At 70.0% G+C, this 9,319-nt stretch carries 6 protein-coding genes and 1 pseudogene; 3 read left to right on the forward strand and 4 right to left on the reverse strand.

What is annotated here, in order from left to right; all coding sequences use genetic code 11:
* Positions 1 to 48: 48 nt before the first annotated feature.
* Together VGX25_RS35785 and VGX25_RS35790 are read right to left on the reverse strand one after the other, a co-directional pair.
* Positions 49 to 204, reverse strand: a complete 156-nt coding sequence (locus VGX25_RS35785; RefSeq protein WP_414635964.1) for a hypothetical protein — start codon at positions 202 to 204, stop codon at positions 49 to 51.
* Positions 205 to 634: 430 nt separating this feature from the next.
* Positions 635 to 1,249 (reverse strand): annotated as a pseudogene (locus VGX25_RS35790) (acyl-CoA dehydrogenase family protein); the annotation flags it as partial.
* A gap of 95 nt (positions 1,250 to 1,344) precedes the next feature.
* Here VGX25_RS35790 and VGX25_RS25790 point away from each other — a divergent pair.
* A complete protein-coding gene (locus VGX25_RS25790; RefSeq protein ID WP_326920491.1) occupies positions 1,345 to 2,094 on the forward strand; it encodes a helix-turn-helix domain-containing protein in 750 nt (249 codons plus the stop codon).
* Here VGX25_RS25790 and VGX25_RS25795 read toward each other — a convergent pair.
* The gene (locus tag VGX25_RS25795) at positions 2,008 to 5,772 is read right to left on the reverse strand and encodes a DNA gyrase subunit A (protein WP_326920492.1); all 3,765 of its coding nucleotides are present in this window, start codon (positions 5,770 to 5,772) and stop codon (positions 2,008 to 2,010) included. The two genes, VGX25_RS25790 and VGX25_RS25795, sit on opposite strands and share 87 nt — an antisense overlap.
* An 18-nt stretch (positions 5,773 to 5,790) precedes the next feature.
* Positions 5,791 to 7,842, reverse strand: a complete 2,052-nt coding sequence (locus VGX25_RS25800) for a DNA topoisomerase IV subunit B (RefSeq protein ID WP_326920493.1) — start codon at positions 7,840 to 7,842, stop codon at positions 5,791 to 5,793.
* A gap of 289 nt (positions 7,843 to 8,131) precedes the next feature.
* On the opposite strand from VGX25_RS25800, the gene VGX25_RS25805 reads away from it, so the two are divergent.
* Positions 8,132 to 8,377 (forward strand): hypothetical protein, encoded by a 246-nt coding sequence (locus VGX25_RS25805; RefSeq protein WP_326920494.1) that lies wholly within the window; start codon positions 8,132 to 8,134, stop codon positions 8,375 to 8,377.
* Complete coding sequence (locus VGX25_RS25810) at positions 8,374 to 9,183, forward strand: sulfite exporter TauE/SafE family protein (RefSeq protein WP_326920495.1); 810 nt, start codon at positions 8,374 to 8,376, stop codon at positions 9,181 to 9,183. The genes VGX25_RS25805 and VGX25_RS25810 overlap by 4 nt, the downstream gene beginning before the upstream one ends.
* Positions 9,184 to 9,319 lie beyond the last annotated feature (136 nt).

Genomic DNA, 9,319 nt, shown 5'->3' on the forward strand with positions numbered 1-9,319 from the left:
GGAAACTCGTCGCGACGAGTTTCCGGGGCGCCGCCGGGTTGCTCTCCGCTACTCGGTGACGCCGGGGTCGCCGAGCGCGAGCTTGCCCGCGTAGGTGAGGGTGAGCTCCGGGGTGAGCGGGTGGTAGGCGCCGGCCCGGACGTCGCGGTAGGCGCGCTCCAGCTTGGCCCTGCGGTAGTAGGACCGGCCGCCGAGGACGTCCATGGCCAGGTCGACGACCTTGACGGCCTCGGGTGACCGCCTGCCGCTTGGCGACCATGACGGTGGCCATTGTGGACGGTCCGAGGCCGTAGTCGTCGCCGAGCTCGTCGAGCGCGCCCATCAGCGCCCACCATGCGCCGCGCAGCTTGGCGTCCATCAGCCCGACCTGCCGGTGCACCCGGGGCAGCGCGGACAGCGACCGCGGTCCGCGGCTGCCGCCGGCGGCCGCGGACACCGCGAGGTCGCGGGCGCCGGACGCGATCCCGAAGTACGTGGCGCCGACGACCGGGGCGAAGTGGATGGTGGCGGCCAGCAGCGGCACCCCGAACTCCCCGTACGGCCGGCGGCCGGCGATCTTGTCGGCCCGGACGTACACGTCCTCCAGCACGACGTCGTGGCTGGCGGTGCCGCGCATCCCGAGGGTGTCCCAGGTCTGCTCGAGCCGCACGCCCTCGGCGGCCAGCGGCACGCTGAAGTGCAGCACCTCGGCGTGCTCGCCCGGCTCGCCCAGCACCGCGCAGGTGACGACGACCGTCGCGCCGGGCGACTGGCTGCAGAACATCTTGCGCCCGCTGACCCGGTAGCCGTCGCCGTCCGGCACGGCCGTCGACGTCGGCCACAGCCAGTCCGACCCGCCGCTGGTGGCGATCACGATGCCGTCGGCGGCCACGCGGCGCAGCACCGCCTCGGCGTCGCCGGCGCCGTTGCGGTACCGGAACGCCTGGACCAGCGTCAGGTAGTGGTGCATGGCCACCGACAGCGCGGTCGCGCCGTCGTGCCGGGCCAGCTCGGCCTGCGCGTAACACACCTGGCGCAGGGTGGCGCCCCCGCCGCCGAGCTCCTCGGGCACGGCAAGGGCCAGGTAGCCGTGCTCGCGCATCGCGGCGTAGGCCTCGGACACGAAGGTGGCGTCGCGGTCGTGCTCGGTCGCGTGCTCGGCGGCCACCGCGCCGATCCGCCCGGCAAGGCCGACGAAGCGGGTGTCGTCGGGTCTGACCGGGATCGGGTAGGTGCCCGATCCGGATTGGATGGTCTCTGTGATCGTCATGCACAGACGGTAAGAATCGGGCGTCCGGTCGGGTAGTTCACAAACTGAACCCGGAGGGCGTAACGGCGCCGGGGCCGGCGGCCGACCTATCTACCATGCGGACCTACGCCCAGTACTGCCCGATCGTGCGCGCCGCCGAGATCCTCGGCGACCGGTGGACGCTGCTGATCGTGCGGGAGATGCTCAACGGCGTCCGGCGGTTCAACGACATCGCCCGCGGCCTGCCGGGGCTGTCCAGGGCGCTGCTGTCCCGCCGGCTGCGCCAGCTGCAGAACGCCGGTCTGGTGGTGCGGTCCGCCGACGGCTACGAGCTGACCCGCGCCGGCCGGGACCTGCGCGGGCTGGTGCTCGGGCTGGCCGCATGGGGCGCCCGCTACGCCTTCGGCGACCCGCGGCCCGACGAGCTCGACCCCGAGACCCTCATGTGGTGGCTGCACGGCCGCATCGACACCAGCGACGTCACCGGGCGGGCGGTCATCCAGATCGAGGTATCCGACCACCGCCGCACGTTCTGGCTGGTCGTCGAGCCCGGCGACGCGTCGGTCTGCTACGTCGACCCCGGCTTCGACATCGACGCCGTGCTGGCCTCGGACCTGGCCACGCTGTACCGCATGTGGGAGGGCGAGATCGAGCTGCGCGACGCGATCCGGGACGGCGCCATCACGCTGACCGGCGCCCGGTGGATCGTCCGCGGCCTGCCCGACTGGCTGCTGCTCAGCCCGGTCGCCCCGCACGTCCGGGCGGCCCGGCTGGCAAGCTCAGCCGCGTTCGATGAGGTGGCCGACGACGTCGGGGCCGGGATGAGCCGAGCCGGAGCCGTCCCGGCGCGGGTCGACCTCGGGTAGCTCGACCGGGATCCCGGTGCCGCTGGCCCCGGCCGGTCGCGGGCCGATCCAGGCGAGGGCGACGCGGGACTCGCCCTTGAGGAACCGGTGTGCGCGCACGCCGCCGGTGGCCCGGCCCTTGGGCGGGTACCGGTCGAACGGCGTCACCTTGACGCTGCGGCCGGTGGAGGTGACCACCATCGGCTCGCCGTGCTCGTCGTCGTCGGTGCGCACCGCGCCGAAGAACACCACGCTCGCGCCGGGGCCGAGGTTGATGCCGGCCATGCCGCCGCCCTTGAGGCCCTGCGGCCGCACCAGCGTCGCGGCGAACCGCAGCAGCGACGCGTCGGACGACACGAACGCCAGGGTCTCGGTGCCGTCGCTCAGCCAGGTGGCGCCGACCACCTCGTCGCCCTCCTTGAGCCCGATCACCTCGAACTCGTCGGACCGGACCGGCCATTCGGGCACGCATACCTTGACGACGCCCTGCCGGGTGCCCATGGCGATGCCCGGGCCATCCCCGGACAGCGGCGCGATGCCGACGACCTTCTCGTTGGGCTGCAAGGAAACCAGCTCGCGGGCCGCCATCCCGCCGGCAAGTGACACCGTGCCCGGCTGCTCGGGCAGCACGGGCAGCGGCAGCACGTCGGTCTTGACGGCCCGGCCGTGGCTGGTGATCAGCAGGACCTGGCCGCGGGCGGTGGAGTGCACCACCGCGGCCACGGCGTCGTGCTTGGCCCGGCCGCTGCGCCGCCGCCCCTCCGACACCTCCTCGGACTCGGCCGCGGTGCGGGCGACGATCCCGGTCGCGGACAGGATCACCTGGCACGGGTCATCGGCAACCTCAAGCGGCCCGGCGGGTTTCGACGCGGCGAGGACCTCCTTGAGGTCGCCGTCCATGAGCACGGTGCGCCGCTCGCCGGCCAGCGTCTTGGCGACCTCGGCCAGTTCCTTCGAAACGACCTTACGAAGCACCGACTCGTCATCGAGAATCCTGGCCAGCTCCGCGATCTCGGCGGTAAGCGTGTCCTGTTCGGACTCAAGCTCGAGCTTGTCGTACTTGGTCAGCCGGCGCAGCGGCGTGTCGAGGATGTAGGTGGCCTGGATCTCGGACAGCCCGAACTCGCTCATCAAGCCCTCCTTGGCTTTCTGAGCGTTGTCGCTGCCCCGGATCAACCGGATCACCGCGTCGATGTCCAGCAGCGCCAGCAGCAGACCCTCGACCAGATGCAGCCGCTCCTCCCGCTTGCGCTTGCGGTACCGGGTCCGGCGGGTGACGACCTCGAAGCGGTGCTTGAGGAAGACCTCCAGCAGCTCCTTGAGCCCCAAGGTTCGCGGCTGCCCGTCCACGAGCACCAGGTTGTTGATCCCGAACGACTGCTCCATCGGCGTCAGCCGGTACAGATCGGACAGCAGCGCCTGCGGGTTCACCCCGACCTTGCACTCGATCACCACGCGGGTGCCGTTCTCCCGGTCGGTCAGGTCCTTGATGTCCGCGATCCCGGTGAGCCGCCTGGACTTCGTGACCTCGTCGGTCACCTTCTCGATGATCTTCTCCGGCCCGACCCCGTACGGCAGCTCGGTGATCGTGATCGCCTGCCGCCCGCGGCTGCCCTCAAGCGGCCCGATGTCCACTTTGGCCCGCATCCGCACCACACCGCGCCCGGTCTCGTACGCCTTGCGCACCTCGTCGAGGCCAAGCAGAATCCCGCCGGTCGGCAGGTCCGGCCCCGGCACGAACTCCATCAGCTTGTCCAGCGACGCCTCGGGATGGTTGATCAACCACCGCGCCGCGTCGACCACCTCCCCCAGGTTGTGCGGAATCATGTTGGTGGCCATCCCCACCGCGATCCCCGACGTCCCGTTCACCAGCAGGTTCGGAAACGCCGCCGGCAGCACGGACGGCTCGAGCATCGACCCGTCGTAGTTAGGCCGAAAGTCGATCGTGTCCTCGCCCAACTCCCCCACGAGCAGCATCGCCGCCTGCGACATCCGCGCTTCGGTGTTGTGGTTGACGAAGCCGCCAGCGAGGAACGAGTGGTCGTCGGACTCGACGCGAACGGAGTAGACCTCAGCTGGCTCACCTGCCTGAACGTCGGTGACCTCCTCGAACCGGTATCCCGAGTCCATGATCGGCAGGATGGTGGCCAGCACCTCAGGATCCTTGATCCGATCAATGATGCGCAGCCGCTCGGTCGCCCACCGCTCCAACCGATCGAAGTTGTGCTGCGTCAACCACTTTCGGCCGCTTCCGCGCCGGCCAAAATCCACCGCACCGCGAACATAGTCGGCGACGAACGGCACGTGGTCCCCGCTGAGCCGATGCGGGCGAAGCGGTGAGTGGCGCAGCAGCGAGCCGAGTTTGGCCTGTTTTGTCCTGAGAAATCCGACTCGCTCAGCATAGGCTCGGACGTTGCGCAGTCCCGCGACAACCAACCGATATTCCAAGGCCCCGCTTGGCCGTCGGTACTGACGACGAGATGCGATCACGCCGAACTCGGCGAGCAACTCCTGGAGTTCACGAGCAAGCCGTTCGCTGTAGGTGCTGTACTGAATGGTGAACGAGCTATATGCCTCGCGACTACCGCCGTCGCCTTCGAAGGCGGCCATGAGAAACGCCCTCTTGACTCCCCATCCACCGCTCCATACGAACTCGGGAACGAACTTGTCTCGCGCTTGGTGGCCGATCAACTCCGCCAGTGGGCTGGCCCGGAACGCCGCCATGCCACCGGCGTGCTCCTGGATGTCAAGCTCCTGGATGCGCTTCCCGCCGCGCTTGGTACGACGTTCGGACACGTACCGCCTGCCCCCGACGACATGATCATAAGCGTGGAGTACCTCGTTGAAGAAGTGCTCGTCTGTGTTGTTGAAGCCCGCGCGGGTCGCACTGGCAAATCCCTCAGTTACCCACGCTCCCCCCAACAATCCCAGCATGTACTCCTGCGCCGTGGGGATGACCTGCTCCCACGCGTTGCGGGCGATACACACGACAGCGCCCGATCGGATCTCGTCAAGGCGACGCCACTGGAACAACGGCACACCCATAGGTGCATCCAGGCAGAGCACTAGGTGATTTTCGCTGCCGCGCAAGGAGAAACCCGACTTCGTGGTGACACGTAGCGTCGGGTGGACACCAGAGTTGAAGACCTTGTTGACCCGGACAGCCTTGCCGTCCTTGTCCAGAACCTCGAAGTCGGCGTCGGCCTCGGAGTCCGCGGGCAGGTTCACCAGGTCCGCGATCCGTGGGCTGGAACCATCGGCGAGGCGAATTCGGGTGTCGCCGGTGACGCAGTAGCGCGAGGCGGCCGGGCCGTCGTCCGGGCTTCCGAAGTTGCCGTGCCCGTCGATCAGCGGGACGTTCATCGAGAAGTCTTGAGCAAGCCTGACCATGGCGTCGTAGATGGCGGCGTCGCCGTGGGGGTGGTACTTGCCCATCGTGTCGCCGACGATGCGCGAGCACTTGACGTAGGCGGAGTTGGGCCGGTGGCCCTGCTCGTGCATCGAGTAGAGGATGCGGCGGTGGACGGGTTTGAGGCCGTCGCGGGCGTCGGGCAGGGCCCGGGAGTGGATGACCGAGTACGCGTACTCGAGGTAGGAGTCCTCGATCTCCGACTTCACCGGCTTGTCGATGACGGTGGCCCCTGCGGTGTCGAATGCGGTCGGGTCGACCTTGGTGGTGGGGCCCTTACGGCGTGCCATGCGGGGATTCCTCCGTCATCAGACGTCGATCGCTTCCTGGTCGACCTGGCCGGCGTGCTCCACCAGCCAGGCGCGGCGGGGTTCCACCTTCTCGCCCATGAGCAGCTCGAGGGCCTCGTCGGCGGCCCGTGCGTCATCGAGGGTGATCCGGCGGACGGAGCGGGTGGCCGGGTTCATCGTGGTCTCCCACAGCTCGTCGGCGTCCATCTCACCGAGGCCCTTGAACCGCGGCACCGGCTTGACGACCTGCTTGCCGGCCTTCTCGAAGGCGGCGACGGTCTGCTCCATCTCCCGCTGGGTGAACGTGAACCGGGTCTGCGGGTTGCGCCCCTTGGTGACGACCTTGTGCAACGGCGGCATCGCCGCGTACAGCCGCCCGTCCTCGATCACCGGCCGCATGTACCGGGCGAACAGCGTGATCAGCAGCGTCCGGATGTGCGACCCGTCGACGTCCGCGTCGGCCATCAGGATCACCCGCCCGTAGCGCATCGCCGACAGGTCGAACGTCCGCCCGGACCCCGCCCCGAGCACCTGCACGATCGACGCGATCTCCACGTTGCGCAGCGTGTCGGCCAGGCTTGCCTTCTGCACGTTCAAAATCTTGCCCCGCAGCGGCAGAAGTGCCTGGTACTCCGAGACCCGCGCCATGCGCGCCGAGCCGAGCGCGCTGTCGCCCTCCACGAGGAAGATCTCGCTGCGGGAGACGCCGGTGGTGCGGCAGTCGACGAGCTTGGCCGGCATGGCCGCGCCCTCCAGCGCGGTCTTGCGGCGGGCGGCGTCCTTCTGCTGCTTCTGGGCGAGGCGGACCCGGGCGGCGTCGACGACCTTCTGCAGCACGGTCTTGGCCTCGGCCTTGGTGCGGCGGTGCTCGGTCCAGGCCTTGATCTCGCGCTCGACGATCCCCTGCAGCACCTTGGTGATCCCGGCGGTGGACAGCTCGTCCTTGGTCTGGGAGGTGAACTGCGGCTCCGGGATCCGCACGTGGATCACGGCGGTCATGCCCTCGAGCACGTCGTCCAGGGTCGGCGGGTCCTCCTTGGGCTTGAGCAGGCCGCGGGACTTGGCGATCGCCTCCTGCACGGCGCGCACCGCGGCCCGGTCGAAACCCTTGCGGTGCGTGCCGCCGTGCACGTTGCGGATCGTGTTGGTGAAGCACTCGACGGTCGTTTCGTAGCCGGTTCCCCAGCGCAGCGCCACCTCGATCTCGGCGCGACGCTCCACTTTGGAGCGCATGACGCCGTTCTCGTCCGCGGCGTTCTCGTGGTAGACCCCCTCACCGTTGATCAGCAGCGTGCCGCAGACCGGCCGATCTCCCGACGGGGCAAGGAAGTCCACCATGTCGGAAAGGCCGCCGGGGAAGTGGAAGGTCTCCTCGCCGATCGCGCCGTCGGTCGCGTGGCGCAGCACGTAGGTGACGCCGGGTACCAGGAACGCGGTGTTGCGCAGCTTGGTCCGCACCGCGTCCACGTCGAGCGCGGCGCCCGCCTCGAAGTAGCGGGCGTCGTACCAGTACCGGATCGACGTGCCGGGCCGCTCGCCGCGCTTCATCCGTCCGGTCACCTGCAGGCCGGACCGCTTGGTGAACTTGGCCTTCGGGCCGGGGCCGTCGAACACGCCGGGCACGCCGCCGGCGAACGACATCTGGTGCACCTTGCCGTCCCGCCGGACGGTCACGTCGAACCGGTGGGACAGCGCGTTCACCGCGGACGCGCCCACCCCGTGCAGGCCGCCGGAGGTCTTGTACCCCGAGCCGCCGAACTTGCCGCCCGCGTGCAGCCGGGTCAGCACCAGCTCGACGCCGGACAGCCCGGACTTGGCGTGCACCCCGGTCGGGATGCCCCGGCCGTCGTCGTCGACCTGGACGCTGCCGTCCGCGTGCAGGGTCACCACGACCCGGCTCGCGTGCCCGGCGATCCCCTCGTCGGTGGCGTTGTCCACGATCTCGGCGAGCAGGTGGTTGATGCCCCGGCTGTCGGTGGACCCGATGTACATCCCGGGCCGCTTGCGCACCGCCTCCAGACCCTCGAGATGGGTCAGGTCGTCGGCGCCGTACAGGGTCTCCGCAGTCACGGCCCGAGGGTAACCGCCGGGACTCACATCCTCGTGGAGCGCCACCGCCCGGGAGTCGTGGTTCCGGCCCCGGAGCTTGATCAGCTCGGCCGCGCGGGCGCAGAACAATGAGCCGGAATACCGGCCACGCGCCTAGGTAGAGAGATGCACATTGCGACTCTACTTTCGGTGGGTGCATACCCATTGTCACCGCCCGGTCGGACGATGGGTTTCCACCGGTGCACGGCGTAGCGTCGGCGATCGCTTGAATCAACGCCGCCGCACTCAACGGTTGTTTGTGGAGGATGGGATGACTACCGACGCCCTCCAACTGTCGGCCGCCAGGCGCAACCCGAACGCCGCCCGGATCCGTCTCGACCTGACCGTGCGCGAGGCGACCCTGCTCTATGCGTTGGCCTACACGGCACACGCGTCCGGCACGCGGGTCACCGCAAGCGACACGCCGGCCGGCGATACCGACGCCGCCACGGTGCTCAACTGGGTCACCTGCAAGCTCTACATCGGCCTGTGCGAATCGCGCGGACGGGGACTGTGACCGCCACCGTCCACAGTAGACGGAGCACGCACACGGCAATTGGCGCGCTCATTGCGGCGGTCGCCGTGCTCGGCGCCCTCAACCCACCGGCCGTTCTTGCCGCCCTGGTGACCGGAATTCTCAACACCGCGGCCGGCGGCGGCGCGATCGTGACGTTTCTGGCGCTCACCGCGCTCGGCGTCCCCGCGCTGACCGCGCACGCCACCAGCCAGCTGGTCACCCCGGCGTCCTTCCTCGGCGCCGCCCGCCTTGCCACGGACTACCGGCCCGGCGCCGCGCTGCTGGTGACCGGATGCCTCGGGACGCTCGTCGGCGTGGCCGTCCTCGCGGTCACCCCGCCCGGCGCGTTCCGCGCGGTCGCGCCGTTCGTCCTGGTGCCGGCCGCGGTCCTGGTCATGGTCGGCGAACCGGTCAAGCGCCGGGTCGGGCGGGTCGGGCGCACGCTCGGCCGGCGGGCCACCGCCGCGGCGATGTTCGCCTGCGGCGTCTACGCCGGGCTGGTCGGCGTCGGCACCGGAACGCTCGCCCTCGTCGTGCTCGGCCTGACCCCGGTACTCGCCGGCGCGTCGCTGCCGGACCTGCTGCGCACCCGCAACGTGCTGCTGCTGGGCATGGCGGTCCTGGTGGCCGCGGCCTTCGCCGCCACCGGGCTGGCCGACTGGGCGCTGGCCGCGCAGCTCGTGCTGCCCGGGGCGCTCGGCGGTTGGCTCGGCACCCGGCTCGTCGGCCGGCTCCCGGTTCCCGTCCTCCAGGCCGGGATCGTGGCCACGGCGATCGCCGGAGCGGTGTGGATGATGCTGCGCTAGGTGTTTTCCAGCTCGGGCTGTGTTTTCTAGCTCGGGCAAGGCCGCCTGTCGCCTTCGGCGAGCGGCCTCGGGTCGGGTTGCCTGGGTGGTTGCGGGCCGGGGTGGGTGGTCGGGTGGGCGTGGGTGGTCGGCTGAC

The sequence above is a fragment of the Actinophytocola sp. genome (assembly GCF_035942955.1).
In the GTDB taxonomy this organism is placed as follows: domain Bacteria; phylum Actinomycetota; class Actinomycetes; order Mycobacteriales; family Pseudonocardiaceae; genus DASYTH01.

Excerpts from the sequence above, each read along its gene's own strand:
- VGX25_RS35785 (WP_414635964.1), bottom strand. The coding sequence starts at position 204 with ATGGACGTCCTCGGCGGCCGGTCCTACTACCGCAGGGCCAAGCTGGAG.
- VGX25_RS25790 (WP_326920491.1), top strand. The coding sequence starts at position 1,345 with ATGCGGACCTACGCCCAGTACTGCCCGATCGTGCGCGCCGCCGAGATC.
- VGX25_RS25795 (WP_326920492.1), bottom strand. The coding sequence starts at position 5,772 with ATGGCACGCCGTAAGGGCCCCACCACCAAGGTCGACCCGACCGCATTC.
- VGX25_RS25805 (WP_326920494.1), top strand. The coding sequence starts at position 8,132 with ATGACTACCGACGCCCTCCAACTGTCGGCCGCCAGGCGCAACCCGAAC.